Source organism: Salinispirillum sp. LH 10-3-1 (assembly GCF_030643825.1).
Classification (GTDB): domain Bacteria; phylum Pseudomonadota; class Gammaproteobacteria; order Pseudomonadales; family Natronospirillaceae; genus Salinispirillum.
Map to the genome: position 1 here is coordinate 1,019,749 of NZ_CP101717.1, position 18,717 is coordinate 1,038,465.

An 18,717-nucleotide genomic window follows, 5' to 3' on the forward strand; every position below is an offset into this window, starting at 1 on the left:
CGTTAAACCGAAATAAAAGGTCATATTATGTCAGACTACCTTATTGCTCCATCCATTCTGTCAGCCGATTTTGCCCGACTGGGTGAAGATGTTGAGGCTGTGTTAAACGCCGGCGCTGACGTTGTGCACTTCGATGTTATGGACAATCATTATGTGCCTAATCTGACCATGGGGCCGATGTTCTGTAAAGCACTGCGCGATTATGGCATTAAAGCCCCCATCGATGTGCACTTGATGGTACAACCAGTAGATCGGCTGATTGGTGACTTTATTGAGGCGGGGGCAGACATCATTACCTTCCACCCGGAAGCCAGTGAGCATATCGACCGCAGTTTGCAGTTGATTAAAGACGGCGGCTGTAAGGCCGGTTTGGTGTTCAACCCTGCCACTCCACTGCATTATCTTGATTATGTGATGGATCGTGTGGATCAGATACTCATCATGTCGGTTAATCCGGGTTTTGGTGGGCAGAGTTTCATTCCGACTGCGCTCGATAAACTCCGCCTTGCGCGTGAGCGTATCTCGGCGTCCGGGCGTGATATTCGTCTGGAAATCGACGGTGGGGTGAAAGTCGACAACATTCGCGCCATTGCGGAAGCCGGTGCCGATATGTTTGTGGCTGGCTCCGCTATTTTTAACGCGCCTGACTACGCCGCACGTATTGCGGAAATGCGTGCTGAACTGGCGAAGGTGGCGGGCTGATATGACACCCAAGGCCGTATTGTTCGATCTCGATGGCACTCTGGTTGATAGTTTACCGACCATCGCGCTAGGCTTGCAGGACGCCTTAGCGTTGTTGGGCCTACCGGGGGTGACTGAGGAACAAGTCGGCCATTGGATTGGGGAGGGTACGCCGGTCCTGACTCTAAAGGCGGCTACCGCCGTTGGCGCGCCGGAGCGCGCGGACGAGTTGTTTGCGCAGTTTTTTCCTAGCTATATGCCGCATATTCCCGGCACGCCAGAAATTGCAGGTGCCACTGCGTTGCTGGAGAACTTGGCTAGCCAGGGCATTCTTTGTGCGCTGGTGACCAACAAACCACGCGCCTTCACCGAACCGCTGTTAGCAGCTTTGCATTGGAATCGCTGGTTACCGGTGGTGATTTGCGGTGATGATCTCGACGAGCGGAAACCGCATCCATTGCCCATCCTGGAAGCCTGTGCGCGCTTAGGTGTGTCGGTGAGCGACTCGGTGATGGTCGGGGACAGTCGGCACGATGTCGGCGCAGCGCGCGCTGCCGGTATGTCGGTGGTCGCACTGGCAGGGGGTTACAACCACGGCGAGGAAATCACCGGAGCTGACTTCCATGGTAATACCTTGGCGGAATGCGGTGATTGGGTGTTGCGCAATGCTAAACAGTTCAGTAAAGTTTCAGCCTAACTTTCTGCTTGAACGAATGGTTACTATGAACCTGTGTGTGTCTCTTCATCTGCTCTGGGCCTCAGATGCCCGTCGATGGCGTCGCTGAACGTCAACCATCGTAGCTGTATAGCGCGAGCCTTCGCTCGTGGACGCCATCCTTTGACGGAATGATTGAGATGCACGAACAGGAATACTATGCCCTGGCAGCACAGGGCTATAACCGAGCCCCTTTAACTCGGGAAATACTTGCTGACCTAGATACCCCTCTGTCGACTTACCTCAAGCTAGCACGCGGCCCATTCAGTTATCTATTTGAGTCGGTACAGGGCGGCGAAAAATGGGGACGCTACTCCTTCATCGGTCTGCCGTGCCGGGAATACATCGAAGTCCGTGGCCACCACGTACGTGTGTTGCGTGATGAGCAAGTCATCGAAGAGCATGCTCATCATGAAGACCCTTTAGCCTTTATTGAGGATTTCAAAGCACCGTTTCGCGTGGCTGAGATCCCGGGTCTGGCGCGCTTTAATGGCGGTTTGGTGGGTTACTTCGGGTACGACACGGTGCGCTACATCGAACCACGCTTGGCGAAATCAACACCACCGGATGACATCGGTAATCCCGATATTTTGCTGATGGTGTCGGACGAAGTGATAATTTTCGACAACCTTGCTGGCAAGATTCAATTTGTGGTGCATGGTAATCCTGCTGAACCGGGCAGTTACGCCAAAGCGCAGCAGCGCCTCGACGAGTTGGCGAAGGCATTACACGACGCCCCGGTGCCGGATCTACCCACACCGCAAGGCAAGCACCTGCAAGAAAGCGACTTTACCAGCCACTTTGGTGAGGCCGAGTTTCACGCTGCGGTCGAGCGCATCAAAGAATACACCCTGGCCGGCGATATCATGCAGGCAGTACCTTCGCAGCGCCTCAGTGCCCCCTTTCCTTATGAGCCGCTTAACCTTTATCGTGCTCTACGCAGCTTGAATCCGTCCCCTTACATGTTCTTTCTGGATCTGGGTGATCACCAGGTGGTGGGTAGCTCACCGGAAATTCTCGCCCGTGTTGAAGGCGATGAAATTACCGTGCGTCCGATTGCCGGTACACGGCATCGCGGGCAGACTCCGGAGCAGGACAAGGCCATGGAAGAAGAACTGCTGGCCGATCCGAAGGAGATTGCTGAACACCTTATGTTGATTGACCTAGGACGCAACGATGCCGGGCGTGTCGCGCGTACCGGCAGCGTGCGCGTGACGGATCAGATGGTGGTAGAGCGTTATTCGCATGTAATGCATATCGTGTCGAACGTTAACGCCTTGCGGCGCCACGATGTGAGCGCCATCGACGTATTGCGCGCTACCCACCCGGCGGGCACACTCAGCGGGGCGCCCAAGATTCGTGCCATGGAGATCATTGACGAGCTGGAGCCAGTGAAGCGCGGCATTTACGGTGGGGCTGTGGGGTATCTGGGTTGGAACGACAATATGGATACGGCCATTGCCATTCGGACGGCAGTGATCAAAAACGGCGTGCTCTATGTGCAAGCAGGCGCTGGTGTTGTGGCCGACTCTGTGCCGCGCTTGGAATGGAAAGAGACCATGAATAAGGCGCGGGCGATTTTTCGTGCCGCAGAATTGGTCAGTCGCGGCTTAAGTGTCGAGTAGGGGTGCAGCATGTTATTAATGATCGATAATTACGACTCCTTCACCTACAACATCGTGCAGTACTTGGGTGAGTTAGGTGCCGACGTTAAGGTGGTACGCAACGACGAGATGACGCTGGCCCAAATCATTGCTTTGAATCCGACGCAATTGGTGGTGTCACCTGGCCCTTGTACGCCCAATGAAGCAGGTGTTTCCGTTGCTGCCATCGAGCATTTTGCCGGCAAGATCCCCATATTGGGCATTTGTTTGGGGCACCAGAGTATTGGGCAGGCATTTGGCGGTGATATCGTACGTGCGAAAGCCGTCATGCACGGCAAGACGAGTCCCATTTATCACACCAACAGTGGCGTGTTTGCGGGCTTGAAGCAAGGCTATACCGCCACCCGCTATCATTCGCTGGTGATCGCTCAGGATACTTTGCCGGAATGTTTGGAAGTGACGGCTTGGACACAAAAAGACGACGGCAGTCTGGATGAAATCATGGGGGTAAGACACCGAACCTTGGATATTGAGGGCGTGCAGTTTCACCCGGAATCCATTCTGACCGAACATGGGCATGATTTGTTGCAGAACTTCTTAAGTAAGCGGCGCAATCAGCCTGGTTATGCACCACCGGTAGGAGATGCGCAATAATGAACATTCAGCAAGCCTTGGGTCGAATTGCCGAACATGGGCATCTCGATCAAGATGAAATGCAGTCCGTCATGCGGCAAATCATGACGGGTGAGTGTACCCCCGCACAGATTGGCGCGTTCCTGATGGGTTTGCGCTTGAACGGTGAAAGCCTGGAAGAGATCACCGGTGCTGCTTTGGTAATGCGTGAACTGGCCACCAAGATCGAGGTGAATTCGGATGGCTTGGTCGACACCTGCGGAACCGGTGGCGACGGCCAGAATCTGTTTAACGTATCGACCGGCGCTGCCTTTGTGGTAGCCGCCGCCGGTGGTCGGGTTGCCAAACATGGCAACCGTGGTGTGTCGTCGAAGTCTGGCAGCGCTGACGTGCTGGAAGCGGCTGGGGTCAATCTGAACTTGACCCCAGAGCAAGTTGCTCGGGCAGTAGATAGCATCGGCGTGGGCTTTCTGTTTGCGCCCGCTCATCACAGCGCCATGAAACACGCTATTGGCCCGCGCAAAGAAATGGGCATGCGGACGATTTTCAATATGTTAGGTCCTATTACTAACCCTGCTGGTGTTAAACGCCAAGTACTGGGGGTTTTCTCAGCGGGGCTATGCGAGCCGCTGGCTAACGTTTTGAAGCGGTTAGGCAGTGAGCATGTCATGGTGGTACACGCCAAAGATGGCCTGGACGAGATCAGTTTGGCGGCGCCGACCACCGTGGCTGAACTGAAAAATGGGCAGGTCACCACCTATCAGATTTCGCCGGAAGAACTGGGTATTGAGACACAAACGCTCAGTGGCTTGGTGGTAGACAGTGCTGCCGAAAGTTTAGCGTTAATCCAGTCGGCATTGGCCGGTGGTAAAGATAAAAATGGTCAGAAAGCCATGGATATACTGGCTTTGAATGCCGGTGCTGCAATCTATGTGGCAGGTATTGCTGATACGCTAAAGCAGGGTGTCAGTATGGCGCAGGACGCCATGGGCAGCGGTTTGGCCTTAGAGAAAATGCGCGAGTACGCCGCTTTTACCCGAGTTTATACCGAGGACGCCAGCGCATGAGTTTGCCGACCGTATTAGAGAAGATTATCGCACGCAAACACGCCGAAGTAGCAGAGCGTCGAGCGCTGCGCACTGAGTCGGATCTGCGCGCGCACTTTGATGATGTCGAGCCGCCGCGTGGTTTTGTGACTGCAATGGAGCAACGGAAAGCCGCAGGGCAGTCGGCGGTGATCGCCGAAATCAAAAAAGCATCACCCAGTAAGGGTGTTATTCGGCCCGACTTTGACCCGGCTAATATCGCTCAGTCCTATGCTAAGCACGGGGCGGTCTGCCTATCAGTTCTGACTGACGTAGACTTCTTTCAAGGTTCCGATGCCTATCTGCAAGATGTGCGTGCAGCCTGCCGTTTGCCGGTTATTCGTAAGGATTTCCTGGTTGACCCTTATCAGGTGATTGAGGCACGCGCCTTGGGTGCAGACTGTATTCTATTGATCGCGGCCGCATTGACCGATGCACGCATGGCTGAGTTGAATGCCTTGGCGTTGGACTTGGGAATGGATGTCTTAATTGAGGTGCATAACCGGGAAGAATTGGAGCGCACCCTGCCGATTGGTAATCGATTACTGGGCATTAATAATCGCAACCTGCATAGTTTTGAGGTGACACTGAATACCACGTATGAACTTTTAGACGCCTGTGCCGACCGCTTTGTGGTAACGGAAAGTGGTATATTGACACAAGACGATGTGGCCGCCATGCGAGCACGTCAAGTCAGTGGGTTTTTGGTCGGCGAAGCCTTTATGCGCGCGCCGGAACCGGGTGAAAAACTGGCCGAACTCTTTGCGGGGACTTTATAATGCCACCGATTTTACAGATCTTGATCCTACTCTTTTTGGCGCTCTTCGTGTTGGTGACCGTGACCAAGAAATACCCGGTTCATTTGACTGAGCAGCAGGGCAAGGTGTTGATGTATGTGGCAATGGGGGCGATGGCGACCGCAGGGATCGTTATGCTGTTCCGCGGGTTTGGCTAAGGATGCCAACCCGTGTGGGTGATCAGTGTCCGTAGTTCTCTAGTGGAGAGGCTTGATTACCTCGAGTGCCAAACACAACCATGGTTTTGCCTTTTACGGAGATCAGTTGTTGCTCTTCCAGTATCTTCAATACACGCCCAACCATCTCGCGTGAACAACCAACGATCTGACCGATTTCTTGGCGAGTAATCTTGATCTGCATGCCGTCAGGGTGCGTCATGGCGTCGGGTTGCTTGCATAAGTCGAGCAAGGTACGGGCAACGCGCCCAGTTACATCCAAGAAAGCCAGGTCGCCGACCTTTCGGGTGGTTTTGCGCAGACGGCTGGCCATCTGTTCGCCAATAAAGTAAAGAATGCGAGGGTCGCTCTTGGCAATTTCACGAAAGCGGGAATAGGAGATTTCGGCGACTTCGCATTCCGTGCGCGTTTTCACCCAAGCTGAGCGCTTTTCGACGTTATCAAACAGCCCCATTTCACCAAAAAAATCGCCATTATTGAGATAGGCCATGATCATCTCGCGGCCATCCTCATCTTCAATGCTGACCGCAACGGTGCCCTTGATCAAATAAAACAGTGAGTCGCTATGGTCGCCCGCATAGATAAGGGTTGTCTTCGGCGGGTGGCGCCGACGCTGACACTGGGACAAAAAATAGTCCAGATGCTGGTGGTCGATCAGTGAAATTGTCATTACTTCCTAATTTCGAATTTTACATCCAGTATGAAAGAGTGCCTCAAATTGGGACAGTGTACAAGTATGCACAGTGTCAGCGGACAGTATGCAACAGTATTGAAGCATAGGGTAACGGAACGAAAACATAGCGTAACATGCAGGCATGGGTGACTGCTGTTCACAATGATTTTTGTGCTAAGCTTGCCGGCATTTTTACGACGAGCCAGGAGAGCGCCATGCAGGCAAAAATACGTTGGGACGGAGATGTGCGTTTTGTTGCCACCTCTGGTAGTGGGCATGACATTGTCATGGACGGTTCACCCGAGCACGGTGGCCAGAATGCTGGAGCCCGGCCGATGGAACTGCTGCTGATGGGCTTGGGCGGCTGCACTTCATTTGATGTCATGTTGATGTTGCAGAAGTCACGCCAGCAAGTCACCGACTGCGTAGCGGAATTGACCGCCGAGCGCGCGGACACAGTCCCATCTGTTTTTACCCGCATTCATGTTCATTTTATCGTCACCGGGCATGATTTGAAAGACAGCCATGTAAAGCGAGCGGTACAGCTTTCAGCCGAAAAATATTGCTCAGCGTCCATAATGTTGGAGAAAGGTGGCGTCGAGATTACGCACGATTATGAGATAGTGGCTACACCCTGATGCAGTTTTATCGGTCGCTGGACAGGGAGCGCCAAGGCATGATGCTGGGCTTCTCGGCCGTGCTGTTGTGGTCTACCGTTGCGACAGCGTTCAAGCTGGCGTTAAACGCTTGGCCGTTAATCGGTGTGCTGTGGTTATCGAGTACCGTCAGTCTGGTGTTGTTTAGCACCGTACTGTGGCGCCTGGGGCTTTTGCTTAAGTCGGTAAAATGGCTGCGCCGCTATTGGCGGCGCGCCTTGCTGATGGGCATGCTTAATCCCGTCATCTATTACTTCACGCTGTTTGCCGCCTACGACCAATTATCAGCGCAGGTTGCGCAGCCGATTAACTATACGTGGGCATTTGTATTGTCGCTGATGGCGGCAATATGGCTTAAAGCGCCAGTGCGCTGGCGCGACTGGCAAGGCATGGCGCTGGGCTATCTCGGTGTGATGGTGCTGGTTATGGGTGCGCAAGGGCGACTGGAGGTGACGTTGCCGGGCGTGCTGTTAGCTATATTGAGCACCTTCTTTTGGGCGTTGTATTGGGTGGTGGGTATGCGTGATAAGCGCCCGCCCTTGGTCGCTATGTTCCATCATTTTTTAGTGGCTTGGCCGGTGCTGACCATTATCCTGTTATGGCAGGGTATCGAGTTCATGGCCGTGCCTGCAGGTTGGTTGCCCAGTCTGTACATCGGGTTGTTTGAGATGGGCCTGGCGTTCTTGTTCTGGATGACGGCGTTGCAGCGCGTAAAAAACACAGCTAAGGTTGCCAATCTGATTTTCATTGCACCCTTTTTGAGTTTGATTTGGGTTTTTTTGATTCTGAAAGAGCCCATCCTGGCGACCAGCCCGATTGGGTTGGGGTTGATTCTGCTGGGGCAGTGGTGGCAGCGGCGGCGTGTCTAAAACACTCATGGACTCAATCTGGCGTTGTTAAAAATGGACTCAAAATGCTCACTGGCTTGCCAGAACGACTATAGGTCGGCCCGAAGGGCGCGGCCAAAACGTCCATTTACTGTGTTGTACTTCTAGGCAAGGGCTACGGCCATTACCGGTGAAGTACGCCTTGTGACTGAACGTTTTGGCTAGCGCAGAGGCGCGAGGGAATACGTCGGAGATTCCCTCACCAGCTTATCGCCTCCGAAGGTTTGATCTGTACCCGTCCCTTATGATCTAAGCCGTGGCGGTTTCCAGTTGCTTATCCAACAGCGGCGCTAGAAACTCCCCCGTCAATGAATGCGGCATCTTGGCGATCTGCTCTGGCGTGCCGGTGCCTATGATCTGACCACCACGGATACCGCCTTCCGGCCCTAAGTCGACCACCCAGTCTGCCGTCTTAACCACATCAAGATTGTGCTCAATCACCACAATGGTGTTGCCGCGATCTCGCAATTGATGCAATACGTGCAACAATTGTTTGATGTCGTGGAAGTGCAGGCCAGTCGTTGGTTCGTCGAGTATGTACAGGGTCTTGCCAGTATCACGCTTCGACAACTCTTTTGCCAGCTTCACGCGTTGCGCTTCACCACCAGACAAGGTAGTGGCGGACTGCCCGAGCTTCACATAAGACAAGCCTACGTCCATAAGTGTTTGCAACTTGCGTTGCAGCGCTGGGATGTTGGCAAAGAATTCGTTGGCTTCTTCTACCGTCATATCCAGCACTTGGTGAATACTTTTGCCTTTGTACAACACTTCCAGGGTTTCTCGGTTATAACGTTTACCCATGCAGACATCGCAGGGTACATAGATGTCGGCTAAAAAGTGCATTTCCACCTTGATGACACCGTCGCCCTGACAGGCCTCACAGCGTCCACCACGAACGTTGAAGCTGAATCGGCCCGGTGTGTACCCACGCGAGCGTGCTTCCTGTGTGCCGGCAAACAGTTCGCGCACAGCGGTGAAAATGCCGGTGTATGTCGCTGGGTTTGAGCGTGGCGTACGGCCAATCGGGCTTTGATCGATATCCACCACTTTGTCGAAATGCTCTAAGCCCAAGATGCGCTTGTGCGCTTGGGCGCGTAATGTTGTAGCGTTGTTCAAGGCCGTTGCCGCGAGCGGGTACAGAGTGCTGTTGATCAGCGTTGACTTGCCAGAACCGGACACGCCCGTAATACAGGTGAACAGGCCCACCGGAATTTCCAAGGTGACGTCTTGCAGGTTGTTGCCGTTGGCGCCCTCTAGGCGCAGCATGAGGTCCTTGTTGGGTCTATTCCGCTGCTCTGGAATTTCAATGCGTTGCTTGCCGGACATATACTGCCCCGTCAGCGACGCAGGGTTGTTCATCACTTCCATAGGGGTGCCGCAGGCCACGACTTCACCACCATGCACGCCGGCGCCGGGCCCGATGTCGAGTACGTAATCGGCCATGCGAATGGCATCTTCGTCGTGCTCCACCACCAGTACGGTATTGCCGAGGTCACGTAAGTGACGTAGGGCGTCGAGTAAACGGGTGTTGTCGCGTTGGTGCAGGCCAATGGACGGTTCATCCAGAATGTACATAACGCCGACCAAACCAGCGCCAATTTGGCTGGCTAAGCGAATCCGCTGCGTTTCGCCTCCAGAGAGAGTGTTGGCGGAGCGATCTATGCTCAAATAATCCAACCCGACATTCACCAAAAACGATAGCCGTTGGCGAATCTCTTTCAAAATCTTGTCAGCAATCTCGCCTTGTTTGCCGGATAGATTCAGCTGCTCAAAATAGGCAAAGGCATCGCCGATTGGTAAATGCGTCAACTCGGGCAGGTTGCGGTTGTCGACAAATACATGCCGCGACGATTCTTTTAGGCGTGAGCCATGGCAGGACGGGCAGGGTTGCTCGGTCAGGTATTTACTGAGGTCTTCGCGCACCGAGGCCGACTCCGTTTCCCGGTAACGGCGCTCCATATTGGGCAGCACACCCTCAAACGGATGCGAACGCTCGACCGAATCGCCCCGGCTGTTGACGTAGCGGAAACTGACTTTCTCTGTGCCTGTGCCGCGCAACACTCGGTCTTTAAAGCCTTCTGGCAGTTGCTCCCAGTCTTTACTGATGTCGACACCGTCGTGCTCAGCCAGCGCTTCGAGCATTGAATAGTAATAAATACTGCGACGGTCCCAGCCTGAAATGGCGCCCTCGGCCAGGCGCAAGTGAGGGCCCTGGACGACTTTGTGCTCATCGAAATACTGTTTAACACCTAGGCCGTCACACGCTGGGCAGGCACCGGCTGGGTTATTGAAAGAAAACACCCGCGGTTCAAGTTCTGGAATGGAATAGCCGCACACTGGGCAGGCAAACTTGGCAGAAAAAATCATTGGCTCAGGGCCGTCGTCGTCCATTGACATGACAAGGGCAACGTCGTCAGCCAGTGCCAGGCAGGTTTCAAAGGATTCTGCCAGGCGCAGGCGCAAATCCTCTCGCACTTTAAAGCGGTCGACCACGGCTTCTATGCTGTGTTTTTTCTTCTTGTCGAGTTCTGGTACATCGTCCAGATCACACACCAAGCCATTGACGCGTACCCGCACAAAACCTTGTGCGCGCAGTTGCTCGAACACGTGGAGGTGTTCACCTTTACGCTCTTTAATAATGGGTGCCAGCAACATGAGCTTGGCGCCTTCAGGTAGGGCCATGACCTGATCGACCATCTGACTGACGGTTTGTGCGGCCAATGGCTCGCCATGTTCCGGGCAGCGTGGCTCACCCGCACGGGCGAACAACAGGCGCAGATAGTCGTAGATCTCCGTGGTGGTCCCTACGGTGGAGCGCGGGTTGTGTGTGGTGGTCTTTTGTTCAATGGAGATCGCGGGTGATAGGCCTTCGATGTGGTCGACATCGGGTTTTTCCATCATCGATAGGAACTGACGCGCATAGGTAGACAAAGACTCGACGTAACGGCGCTGCCCTTCTGCGTAGAGGGTATCAAACGCCAACGAGGACTTACCGGAGCCGCTGAGACCGGTAATGACCACCAGTTTGTCGCGGGGAATGCTGACGTCGATGTTCTTTAAATTGTGGGTGCGCGCGCCCTGTACTTCGATATTCTTCATAAGTCTGGCTGATCTCCATTGAAGCGAGCATATTACTGGAATAATATACAGCCTTCCACTAGGGAAGCTCTGAATTGACCCCACGCGCCTCTGCGCTGGCCAAAATGTTCAGGCACAAGGCGTACTTCGCCGGTAATGGTCGTAGCCCTTGCCCACCCTGTCTCACGGAAATACGTTAATCGTTCTATAGGAAGTTAAGTTCTAGTGCCTTTACGCACCGTTGTCTCCATCAGTTTGATCTACATGACCCGAATGCTGGGTTTATTTATGGTGCTGCCTGTCCTCTTTTTATTGGGTCAGGATTACCCCGGTGCCACGGCGACCACTCTAGGGATTGCCTTGGGGATCTACGGATTGACTCAGGCCAGCTTGCAGATTCCTTTAGGTTTGCTGTCGGATGTGGTTGGGCGTCGACCGGTGTTGCTGGCGGGGTTACTGATCTTCTTGATTGGTAGCGTGGTGGCTGCGCTGGCCGACGATGTCGTCTGGCTGATCGTTGGGCGGGCGCTGCAAGGCGCGGGGGCGATTTCCAGTACGTTGTTGGCGTTGCTGGCTGACCTGACGCCGCCCAAGTACCGTACCCGAGCGCTCGCTGTGGTGGGCATCAGTATTGGCGCGTCCTTCACCTTAGCGATGGTGGTGGGGCCTTTGGCCGCCCAGTGGTGGGGATTGTCAGGGGTGTTTGGGTTGACCGCAGTCATGGCATTGGCGTGCATGGGCTTGGTGTTGACGCTGCCTATTCCTGAGCGCAGTGCACAAGACGGCTATCAGCGTTGGCAGGCCAGTGCGGTGTTGCCGGTATTGGCCGATCGCCGCCTGTGGTCGTTAAATCTGGGCGTGTTTTTCCTGCACGCTATTTTGGCGTCGGCGTTTTTGTTTTTGCCGCAGCAGTTGCAAGCCGCAGAACTCAGCTTGGGGCAGCAAGGCTTGATGTATTTGGTCGTGGGGGTACTGGCGTTTCTGGCGCTTGGTCCCATGATGGCGATCAGTGAACGACGTGGTAAGCCACGCTTAATGTTGCTGGTCGCTCAAGGAATTTTAGCCTTGGGTTTGTTGACGCTGGGCAATAGCACGGGGCATCTGGGTTGGACGTTGCTGGCGGTATTGTTGTTCTTTGTCGGGTTTAATTTCCTAGAGGCCAGTTTGCCGTCTTGGTTGAGCCGCATGGCGCCAACGGGGCAGCGTGGTACGGCGATGGGCTTTTTCTCCACGGCGCAATTTCTCGGCGCTGCTATGGGCGGTGCCTTGGGTGGTCGTATGCTGGATGTATCGGGCATGTCTTTGGTGCTGATGGTTGCATTGATATTGCTTTTGATATGGTTCATGCTCACCCTTTTTCAATCGGCGCCACCTTTGTCGCGCCAGTTGGTGTTACAATTGAACGAATTGGGTGATCGCCCAGCGCACGTTTGGCAGGAGCATTTGGCCGCCTTGGACGGCGTGTTGGATGTGCACATCAACGAAGCGGAAGGGTCGGTGATGCTGCGCGTATCCCGCAACGAATTTGACGAAGCTGCCTTGCCGGCAGTGCAAGACAACAGGAAGACGGAATAAGACCATGGCGAAAGGTACAGTAAACAAGGTAATCATTCTCGGTCGGTTGGGGCAAGACCCGGACGTTAAGGCAACCGCCAGTGGCACCCAGGTGGTGAATCTGAATGTGGCGACCAATGAATTGGGTATGAAAGATCAGAGCACCGGCCAGCGCGGCCCTGATCAGACGGAATGGCACCGTTGTACGTTGTTTGGTCGTCAGGCTGAGATCGCCGCACAGTATTTGTCAAAGGGATCTTTGGTGTATCTGGAAGGGCGCCTGCAAACGCGTAAGTGGCAAGACCAAAGCGGCAACGATCGCTGGTCTACAGAAATCATCTGCAACGAAATGCAGCTGATGGGCGGTGGCGGTCAGGGTGGCCAAGGCAGTCAAGGCCAGCAATATGGTGGGGGTCAAGCACAACCTGCGGGCAATAACTACCAGCAACCCAACAACAATCCGTTCAACCAGCCGAACCAACCGGCACCGCGGCAACAAGCCCCGCAACAACAGGCGCCTCAGCAGGCTGCGCAACAGAGTACGGGCTCGTTCGATGATTTCGACGACGATATCCCTTTCTGAGTGACGGCTTGATCGCTAGTATTTTGGTTTGAAGAAGTCGGGCACTTGCCCGACTTCTTGCCTTTGGGCTGTCAAATCATACTTTAAGGAGTCGTCGTGCGCGCCTCACCCGCTTTGCTCGTCACAGTACTGACCCTGCTGCTGGGCTTACAGCCACTCAGTACCGACCTCTATCTTCCTGCTCTGCCAGCACTGACCGCCACCTTTGGCGGCAGCATGACGCAGGCACAGCTTACCTTGTCGGCGCTACTACTGGCTTTTGGGGCGTCGCAATTAATCTGGGGCCCGGTATCGGACCGTGTGGGGCGTCGGCCCATTTTGATCTTAGGGCTTGCCCTCTATACTCTTTCAGCGATAGGCAGCAGCTTTTCCTTCTCGATGGAAAGCCTCATTATGTGGCGGGTGTTACAGGGCGTTGCCATGGGCGGTGCCATCATGGCTGCCAGAGCCTTGGTGCGTGATCTGTTTGATGAGCCGGTTTTGGCCGCTAAAGTCATGAGTCAGGGGTTGTCTGGTTTGGGGGTTATCGCCTGCATCAGTACCCCCATTGGTGGCCTGTTGACTGACGTATTCGGCTGGCGGGTGGCTTTGTTGTTTCTAGCGCTGGTAGGCAGTGTTACTCTGGGATTGGTCCTGTTGCGCGTTGAAGAAACCTTGCGTCAACCTAAGCCAGATGCATTGCAGCCCCGTGTGCTGTGGCGAACATGGAAGGACATTTTGTCCAATCACACTTTTTGGTCATTTGCGTTGTTGCAGTCGGCCACCTACGCCGGACTTTTTATCTTCTTAGCGACATCATCCTTTGTGTTCATCGAGATACTGGCGCTGTCGTCTTTTCAATACGGCATGCTGATGTTCACTATGTCCGCTTCTTACATAGGCGGTACATTATTGTGTCGGCGCTTGTTGCTGCGTTTATCGGTGCAACGCACGGCGGTGATTGGCGGTATATTTGCTTTAGTTGGTGGTAGTTCGATGGGGGTGCTGGCGCTACTGGGGTATCAGGGTGTTTGGTACATTATGCTGCCCTTGTACATCTATATGATCGGGCATGGGATCAATCAGCCCTGTGCGCAAAGCGGTGCAATGGGGCCATTTCCACGAGCAGCAGGTGCCGCTACTGCACTGAGCAGCTTTATCATGGTGCTGTTTGCATTCGCTATTGGACACTGGCTTGGGCTCACCATGGACGGCACGGTGTTGCCCACGACGCTGGGTATATGGGCCAGTGGCGTCGCTGTGGCAATTATTGCGTGGTCTCTCGTGGCCAGAGTCAGATTGGCTGCGCCCGCTTAATCTTGCTGTTCTGGCAGTTTGGGTCGCTTATAGATTTTGCGGTCGCGGTACCAGCCAATGCTATAGAGCACGACACCTAAGGGCAGTAGCATAATAGACGGCTTCGGGAAAAAGCCTGCGGTATCCAGTGGTAAGGCAATGACGCCGAGGATAACAAACACTTGCCCCATGCGAGTAAAGGCGGAAGTGCGTTTGGGTTTGCGAACGCGCATATGGGTTTGCCTCGCTGTCAGTATGATTGCATTGTGGGTTCTGCTGCTTCTTTTGTCCAATGTCAGTTCAACAGTCTATGCGTTAACGCACTCCTGAGTTAAAGTTACCCTAATAGAGGTTTAGGAGCGGCGGCCCAACAGTGAGTCGAGAGAGTAGGAGTACCCTAGCATGAAGCTACTGATCGTCGGTGCGGCAGGTCAAGTTGGTCAAGCACTGATGCGTGTATGTGCTGACCTCCATATTGATCATATTGGTCTTGGCCATGAGCAGCTCGACATTCGGCAGCCGGAAAGTATTGTGGCGGTCTTGCAGCGTGAGAAGCCGGATTATGTGGTCAACGCGGCGGCGGTATCAGATGTCACCTTGGCTCAGGCAGAGGCTGCAGAATGCTACGCCATTAATCGAGATGGCGTGGCGAATCTGGCGCGCGCCTGCAGTGCGCAGGGTGTTGCCTTGCTGCATCTGTCTACGGATTATGTGTTTGATGGCCAGTTGGGTCTGCCGTACACCGAAGAGCATAAGCCGAATCCGCAAAATGTCTATGGTAACAGTAAGTACGAAGGAGAAGAGGCGCTGCGAGAACTCTGTGAGCGTCACATCATCCTGCGTTCAAGCTGGGTGTTCGGGCCAGCAGGTAATAATTTTTTCTCGCGTACTCTTCAGCGGGTGCGCAATGGGGAGTTAGTGCGGGCCGCCAATGATCAGATCAGCTGCCCCACTTATACGGAGCATTTGGCAACCGTTTCCATAGCAATTCTTCAGCAATTAGATTGCCAGTCCGAACCACCGCTGTGGGGAACCTACCATTACTGTGATCGAGGTCCTACCACGCGCTACGATTTTGCTCGTACTATCGCCACTACCGCTACACAGCGCAGTGAATTGCCTGAAGCCGAAGTGGTGCCAGTTGAGAGTGCGGAGCTCAATGAACGCGCTCAGACAGCGCGACATTCTGTGCTCTCCACCGACAAATTATTCTTCACCTTTGGGATTCGCCAACGTGGTTGGCGGCAGGGCGTAAAGCGCGCAGTGGAATACGCGGCTAATCAACAGAGCAGCCACGACTTGAATGGCAGTAAGGTACTACATGGCAACGGTTGAACTCACAAAACTAAAAATACAGCCCGGTATTGGTGTTCACATGGAAGTGGAGGATAGGCCGGAGGCGCGGCTGAGCTCCAAATTGATTGGTTTAGTCGCTCCGCGGTCTGTATTAGTGCAGACGCCGGTAGTAGACGGGCGTCAGGTGCTATTTCGTAAAGATCAGCCGTTGATTGTTCGTTTCTTCGCCAACAAAGTGGCCTGTGGATTTCGTACCAAGGTTATGCACTTATGCAGTACACCCTACCACTACATCCATCTGGCGTATCCAGGTCGTGTGGAGATTGGTGAAGTGCGCAATGCGGCGCGTGCTCAAGCTAATCTGCCCATCACCGTGATCAACCGGACGCGCTCAACGGTGGACAATGTGCACGGAGCCATTGTCGATATCAGTACCACCGGGGCCAAAATTGAAACCTTGCAGCCGGTCGCTGAGTTGGGTGATGAGTTGTTGATTACGGCGAAAGTGATTGTTGGGCATATCACTCGCATTATTAATATTGAAGCCTTTGCTCGCACAACCATCGATCGCTTTGATATGGCGAACTCAGTGGCGGCTTACGGCATCCAATTTAAGTATTTAAGTGACATGGACTTCTTGGCACTGCACGCTTTTGTGAACAATCAGTTGGTGCGCAGCTCGGATCTGTAAACGGTGCTAGTGCTGGCTTGATGTGCTGGTGAGGAATGCTTGCGCGTCGGTGGCGCTTAGACCAGGCGCCAGTATAAACCCCTGTATTTGGTCACACCCCATACCTTCCAGCATGGCAAGCGTTGCTTCGTCTTCAACACCCTCTGCCACGACCACCAATCCCAACGAGTGCGACATTTTGATCAGGCTTTCCACGATGATCTGGGTGCGAGGATTGTCGACGAGATTACGAATGAACGACATGTCGATCTTGATGATATCCGCAGGCAGGTCACGCAGATAACTCAGTGACGAGTAGCCGGTGCCGAAATCGTCTATGCAGACAGTAAAGCCTTGGCTGCGCAGGTTGTTCAGAATGCGGCGCGAGTCCTTCAAATTATTCATCAGAGCGCTTTCAGTGATCTCTATGTGCAATTGGCTAGGCGACACCTGATGACGAGCGCATTGCTCTGACAGGTAGTGCATAAAGCGTACATCAGCCAGATTGGCGGGCGATATATTGAATGCCAAGGGCACTGCAACGCCTTGCAGTCGCCAAGCTTTTTGTTGCTGAATGACTGCATCAACCACCCAGCGTGTAAGATCATGCATCTGATTGCTTACTTCAGCCAACGGTATGAATTCATTGGGGCTTACCGGGGGACCATCGTTAGGATGCCAGCGCAACAAAGCCTCAAAGCCACTGACTGCGCGGCCAGCGAGTAACATTTTGGGCTGAAACACCAGATGCATGCCGTCGTTTTTCAGAGCTGGGCGTAGGCCGGTTAAGATGCTCAGGCGGCGCTTGGTAAAGTGATCGTGCGCAGGTTCATATTGCATTGCGCTGAATGGCGCATGCTTGGCTTGGTTCAAGGCTACATCAGCACAACGAAGAAGGCTGGCGGCATTATTGCCATGCATCGGGTAGCCTGATATGCCAATGCTTGCATCTAGTGACAGCGCCATATCGTTGATATGCAGGGGCTCTTGAACTTCCGCTAACAGCTGCATCGACAACATGTGCAGCTTAGACAGGTCGTGTAGGGCGTCGAACAAGAGCGCGAACTCGTCGCCACCAACCCGATAAACGGTGGCGTCATAGCGCTGCGCCAACGCGCCCAAACGGTGCGCCAGTTGGGTGATGATTTCATCGCCAAATGGATGCCCAAAGGTATCGTTATAGTCCTTGAAGCGATCTAGGTCGAGCAGCATCAGGCCAACGGCGCGCTTTTGTGGTCCGCGTATCGCTATGGCGGTGTCGAGATCGCCAATGAGCGCATTGCGGTTGCGCAGTTGCGTTAGGGCGTCGTGATTGCTTTGGTGCGTGAGCAGATTGGTCAAGCGTTGTTCGTGTGTCAAGTCGCGCCGCGTTAACCACAGCTGTGTCAATGCGCCGTCCGCTATCTCACCTTGGCACGAGGTCTCAATACGTTGTACGTGGTCATCCAAGAACTGCGTGCTGTGTGTCCGTACGCGACCGAATTGTGCCTCTATTGCTGCTTGCAGTAATGGGGTGAGCTCTGTGTCGGTAATCAGTTCGCGTAAGGTTTGGCCGGTAAAATTGACGCCTACTGGCTTGTTCAACCCGGAAGCCAAGGCCTCGTTGGTGGCGTTAATGCGACCTTCACGCAGCTGCTCAAGCACGAGTGCTTGGTCGGCCGCAAGAGGTATGGGTGGGTGAAAGCTGACTCGGCAGAAACCATCAGAGCTGTGCTTGAGAAGCTGCATTAATGGTTTGTCGTCCCCGTCGACATGCACGGTTGGTGGCGGGGTTGGTGAGCGGTGCAAGTGGCATTCTAAAGATTGCAGCAGAGTGGTCAGGAGTGTCTGGTCATCGCTCCTGTAGGTGCTGGGATGGTGCAGCAATAAGCTGAGCGCAAGCTGCCCCTTCGAGCTGGGAATCCACCAAACACTGCGTATGCCCTGTTGTAAAAGCTTAAGCTCTGCTTCGTTGTTGGTTGCATGTGCTGTAGGTGCGCTGATGTCGGTCAGCAATCGCGGCTTATGCAGCGGTGGTGTGCCCGGTGTTTCCAAGGCAGCGCGCAGTGTCTGTAAACCAATGGGCGAATGCCCAGCGCGCCGATCAGGAAAGGGAAGCGATGCGCTCGTGGCCGAGATGCCGAAGCTGATTATCGGGGTGTTAGTCGCTAGATCCTCAGTACACTGCCAAATACAGGCCTGTGCTGCACCAAAGTAATCAGCCAATTCCCCTAAAAGAAAGGTGGGTAGTCGTGAGTCTAGAGAGGGTGCGGCCAGTTGTTTCAGCCAGTGCGCTAAAAATTGGAAGTGGTCTCTGTTCACTGGGTGGGTGCTGTCCATGCACTCGTGGTGGAAACGATCACGAGTCATCATGG

At 54.0% G+C, this 18,717-nt stretch carries 18 protein-coding genes; 14 read left to right on the top strand and 4 right to left on the bottom strand.

The annotated features are described in order from the left end of the window. The first annotated feature begins 27 nt into the window (after positions 1 to 27). From rpe to NFC81_RS04565, 7 genes are all read left to right on the top strand, one after another. Positions 28 to 702: a ribulose-phosphate 3-epimerase gene (gene rpe / locus NFC81_RS04535; protein ID WP_370529888.1), complete on the top strand. Its 675-nt coding sequence runs from the start codon at positions 28 to 30 to the stop codon at positions 700 to 702. Position 703: 1 nt separating this feature from the next. Next, positions 704 to 1,378, top strand: coding sequence for a phosphoglycolate phosphatase (gph, locus tag NFC81_RS04540; RefSeq protein ID WP_304996349.1), 675 nt, complete (start codon positions 704 to 706; stop codon positions 1,376 to 1,378). A gap of 158 nt (positions 1,379 to 1,536) precedes the next feature. Next, entirely contained in the window at positions 1,537 to 3,021 is a 1,485-nt protein-coding gene (gene trpE / locus NFC81_RS04545; protein ID WP_304996350.1) for an anthranilate synthase component I, read from the top strand. A 9-nt stretch (positions 3,022 to 3,030) separates the two neighbouring features. Further along, positions 3,031 to 3,654, top strand: coding sequence for an aminodeoxychorismate/anthranilate synthase component II (locus NFC81_RS04550; RefSeq protein WP_304996351.1), 624 nt, complete (start codon positions 3,031 to 3,033; stop codon positions 3,652 to 3,654). Further along, positions 3,654 to 4,700, top strand: coding sequence for an anthranilate phosphoribosyltransferase (trpD, locus tag NFC81_RS04555; protein ID WP_304996352.1), 1,047 nt, complete (start codon positions 3,654 to 3,656; stop codon positions 4,698 to 4,700). Before NFC81_RS04550 ends, trpD begins: the two co-directional genes overlap by 1 nt. Then, positions 4,697 to 5,497, top strand: coding sequence for an indole-3-glycerol phosphate synthase TrpC (gene trpC, locus NFC81_RS04560; protein ID WP_304996353.1), 801 nt, complete (start codon positions 4,697 to 4,699; stop codon positions 5,495 to 5,497). The genes trpD and trpC overlap by 4 nt, the downstream gene beginning before the upstream one ends. Then, positions 5,497 to 5,673 (top strand): hypothetical protein, encoded by a 177-nt coding sequence (locus tag NFC81_RS04565; protein ID WP_304996354.1) that lies wholly within the window; start codon positions 5,497 to 5,499, stop codon positions 5,671 to 5,673. The genes trpC and NFC81_RS04565 overlap by 1 nt, the downstream gene beginning before the upstream one ends. A 22-nt stretch (positions 5,674 to 5,695) precedes the next feature. Here the strand turns inward: NFC81_RS04565 and crp are convergent, their stop codons facing one another. Next, positions 5,696 to 6,361, bottom strand: a complete 666-nt coding sequence (gene crp / locus NFC81_RS04570) for a cAMP-activated global transcriptional regulator CRP (RefSeq protein WP_304996355.1) — start codon at positions 6,359 to 6,361, stop codon at positions 5,696 to 5,698. 218 nt (positions 6,362 to 6,579) lie between these two features. On the opposite strand from crp, the gene NFC81_RS04575 reads away from it, so the two are divergent. Together NFC81_RS04575 and NFC81_RS04580 are read left to right on the top strand one after the other, a co-directional pair. Continuing rightward, on the top strand, positions 6,580 to 7,002 hold the full coding sequence (locus NFC81_RS04575) for an OsmC family protein (RefSeq protein ID WP_304996356.1): 423 nt from the start codon (positions 6,580 to 6,582) through the stop codon (positions 7,000 to 7,002). Beyond that, a complete protein-coding gene (locus NFC81_RS04580) occupies positions 7,002 to 7,889 on the top strand; it encodes a DMT family transporter (protein ID WP_304996357.1) in 888 nt (295 codons plus the stop codon). The genes NFC81_RS04575 and NFC81_RS04580 overlap by 1 nt, the downstream gene beginning before the upstream one ends. 267 nt (positions 7,890 to 8,156) lie before the next feature. Here the strand turns inward: NFC81_RS04580 and uvrA are convergent, their stop codons facing one another. Then, positions 8,157 to 11,006 (bottom strand): excinuclease ABC subunit UvrA, encoded by a 2,850-nt coding sequence (uvrA, locus tag NFC81_RS04585; protein WP_304996358.1) that lies wholly within the window; start codon positions 11,004 to 11,006, stop codon positions 8,157 to 8,159. Positions 11,007 to 11,210: 204 nt separating this feature from the next. Here uvrA and NFC81_RS04590 point away from each other — a divergent pair, with 204 nt between their 5' ends. The 3 genes from NFC81_RS04590 (at position 11,211) to NFC81_RS04600 (ending at position 14,418) form a co-directional block, all read left to right on the top strand. Then, positions 11,211 to 12,560 carry an MFS transporter gene (locus NFC81_RS04590; protein ID WP_304996359.1) on the top strand — a complete coding sequence of 450 codons (1,350 nt, stop codon included), beginning with the start codon at positions 11,211 to 11,213 and terminating at the stop codon, positions 12,558 to 12,560. Between the two features lie 4 nt (positions 12,561 to 12,564). Further along, the gene (locus tag NFC81_RS04595; RefSeq protein WP_304996360.1) at positions 12,565 to 13,122 is read left to right on the top strand and encodes a single-stranded DNA-binding protein; all 558 of its coding nucleotides are present in this window, start codon (positions 12,565 to 12,567) and stop codon (positions 13,120 to 13,122) included. Positions 13,123 to 13,218: 96 nt separating this feature from the next. Continuing rightward, positions 13,219 to 14,418 (top strand): multidrug effflux MFS transporter, encoded by a 1,200-nt coding sequence (locus NFC81_RS04600; RefSeq protein ID WP_304996361.1) that lies wholly within the window; start codon positions 13,219 to 13,221, stop codon positions 14,416 to 14,418. Here the strand turns inward: NFC81_RS04600 and NFC81_RS04605 are convergent. After that, positions 14,415 to 14,630: a hypothetical protein gene (locus NFC81_RS04605; RefSeq protein ID WP_304996362.1), complete on the bottom strand. Its 216-nt coding sequence runs from the start codon at positions 14,628 to 14,630 to the stop codon at positions 14,415 to 14,417. The two genes, NFC81_RS04600 and NFC81_RS04605, sit on opposite strands and share 4 nt — an antisense overlap. A 169-nt stretch (positions 14,631 to 14,799) precedes the next feature. On the opposite strand from NFC81_RS04605, the gene rfbD reads away from it, so the two are divergent. Both rfbD and NFC81_RS04615 read left to right on the top strand, forming a co-directional pair. Next, positions 14,800 to 15,732: a dTDP-4-dehydrorhamnose reductase gene (gene rfbD, locus NFC81_RS04610; protein ID WP_304996363.1), complete on the top strand. Its 933-nt coding sequence runs from the start codon at positions 14,800 to 14,802 to the stop codon at positions 15,730 to 15,732. Continuing rightward, a complete protein-coding gene (locus NFC81_RS04615) occupies positions 15,719 to 16,384 on the top strand; it encodes a flagellar brake protein (RefSeq protein ID WP_304996364.1) in 666 nt (221 codons plus the stop codon). Before rfbD ends, NFC81_RS04615 begins: the two co-directional genes overlap by 14 nt. A 6-nt stretch (positions 16,385 to 16,390) precedes the next feature. Here the strand turns inward: NFC81_RS04615 and NFC81_RS04620 are convergent, their stop codons facing one another. After that, positions 16,391 to 18,715, bottom strand: coding sequence for a bifunctional diguanylate cyclase/phosphodiesterase (locus NFC81_RS04620; protein ID WP_304996365.1), 2,325 nt, complete (start codon positions 18,713 to 18,715; stop codon positions 16,391 to 16,393). Positions 18,716 to 18,717: the final 2 nt, after the last annotated feature.

What these genes read in the sequence shown, in the direction of transcription:
- rpe (WP_370529888.1), top strand. Translation starts at nt 28, where the DNA reads ATGTCAGACTACCTTATTGCTCCATCCATTCTGTCAGCCGATTTTGCC.
- gph (WP_304996349.1), top strand. Translation starts at nt 704, where the DNA reads ATGACACCCAAGGCCGTATTGTTCGATCTCGATGGCACTCTGGTTGAT.
- trpE (WP_304996350.1), top strand. Translation starts at nt 1,537, where the DNA reads ATGCACGAACAGGAATACTATGCCCTGGCAGCACAGGGCTATAACCGA.
- NFC81_RS04550 (WP_304996351.1), top strand. Translation starts at nt 3,031, where the DNA reads ATGTTATTAATGATCGATAATTACGACTCCTTCACCTACAACATCGTG.
- trpD (WP_304996352.1), top strand. Translation starts at nt 3,654, where the DNA reads ATGAACATTCAGCAAGCCTTGGGTCGAATTGCCGAACATGGGCATCTC.
- trpC (WP_304996353.1), top strand. Translation starts at nt 4,697, where the DNA reads ATGAGTTTGCCGACCGTATTAGAGAAGATTATCGCACGCAAACACGCC.
- NFC81_RS04565 (WP_304996354.1), top strand. Translation starts at nt 5,497, where the DNA reads ATGCCACCGATTTTACAGATCTTGATCCTACTCTTTTTGGCGCTCTTC.
- crp (WP_304996355.1), bottom strand. Translation starts at nt 6,361, where the DNA reads ATGACAATTTCACTGATCGACCACCAGCATCTGGACTATTTTTTGTCC.
- NFC81_RS04575 (WP_304996356.1), top strand. Translation starts at nt 6,580, where the DNA reads ATGCAGGCAAAAATACGTTGGGACGGAGATGTGCGTTTTGTTGCCACC.
- NFC81_RS04580 (WP_304996357.1), top strand. Translation starts at nt 7,002, where the DNA reads ATGCAGTTTTATCGGTCGCTGGACAGGGAGCGCCAAGGCATGATGCTG.
- uvrA (WP_304996358.1), bottom strand. Translation starts at nt 11,006, where the DNA reads ATGAAGAATATCGAAGTACAGGGCGCGCGCACCCACAATTTAAAGAAC.
- NFC81_RS04595 (WP_304996360.1), top strand. Translation starts at nt 12,565, where the DNA reads ATGGCGAAAGGTACAGTAAACAAGGTAATCATTCTCGGTCGGTTGGGG.
- NFC81_RS04605 (WP_304996362.1), bottom strand. Translation starts at nt 14,630, where the DNA reads ATGCGCGTTCGCAAACCCAAACGCACTTCCGCCTTTACTCGCATGGGG.
- rfbD (WP_304996363.1), top strand. Translation starts at nt 14,800, where the DNA reads ATGAAGCTACTGATCGTCGGTGCGGCAGGTCAAGTTGGTCAAGCACTG.
- NFC81_RS04615 (WP_304996364.1), top strand. Translation starts at nt 15,719, where the DNA reads ATGGCAACGGTTGAACTCACAAAACTAAAAATACAGCCCGGTATTGGT.
- NFC81_RS04620 (WP_304996365.1), bottom strand. Translation starts at nt 18,715, where the DNA reads ATGATGACTCGTGATCGTTTCCACCACGAGTGCATGGACAGCACCCAC.